This window comes from Mycobacterium heidelbergense (assembly GCF_050205645.1).
Classification (GTDB): Bacteria; Actinomycetota; Actinomycetes; order Mycobacteriales; family Mycobacteriaceae; genus Mycobacterium; species Mycobacterium heidelbergense_A.
In genome coordinates this window covers 1-687 of record NZ_JBNMQT010000062.1, presented here as the reverse complement: position 1 = coordinate 687, position 687 = coordinate 1, and the positions used below count along the sequence as shown (strand labels likewise).

2 protein-coding genes are annotated in these 687 nt (G+C 70.6%); both read left to right on the top strand.

Features of this window, described 5'->3' with window-relative positions; translation table 11 throughout:
• Positions 1–108: PPE family protein, SVP subgroup (locus tag ACQI5H_RS24585; protein WP_427081893.1), on the top strand; the 108-nt coding region annotated here is incomplete at its 5' end.
• A 429-nt stretch (positions 109–537) separates the two neighbouring features.
• The coding region (locus ACQI5H_RS24580) for a PPE domain-containing protein (RefSeq protein ID WP_427081892.1) at positions 538–687 on the top strand (150 nt) is incomplete at its 3' end.

Below are 687 nucleotides of genomic sequence, written 5' to 3'. Positions count from 1 at the left end.
GGCGGCGTACCCGCCTCCGGAGTCGGCGGCCCCGTGCGCGGCGCCGGCGCAGGCCCACGCTACGGCTTCAAACCCACCGTCATGGCCCGCCCCCTCTCCGCCGGCTAAACCACACCCCGAAGGCGCGCCCCCGCATACGCGCGGCCGGCGCGCCTTCGGGCGTCCGGGTGCGAAAGACGTGGCGCGGGCGGGCTTTAGCTGCGGCCGGATTTTTATCCCGGGTCGAGGCATTCACCCCCTCGACGCGCCGCCGCAACGGCCGGTGGAGCCGCGGGCGCATCCCGCCGATCGCGGATGCTGTCGGATGTTGTCGCAGGTGATGGGCGCGTCTGTCGGGAGGCCGTAGGCGTATGGGCGCGGCCTACGTCCGCCTCGAGGTCCGCCGGGTTAGTGTGGCGGTTCCGCGGCGGGTCGCTGCGGCGGCGAGGGCAGGGGAGTCCTCCCGATTAGCCTCACTCAAAAGCAACTTTGGTGAAGGTCGTCATGCGGGGGCGATGCGTGAGTAAACCCATGCCGTTCGGGCTCGGTGGTTCATAGGTGTTCGACTTCGGCGCATTACCACCGGAGGTCAACTCGGGTCTGATGTATGCGGGTCCCGGCTCGGGGCCGATGTTGGCGGCGGCTGCTGCGTGGGATGAGTTGGCCGCGGAGTTGGCCGCGGCGGCCAGTGGCTATGGGTCGGTGGTG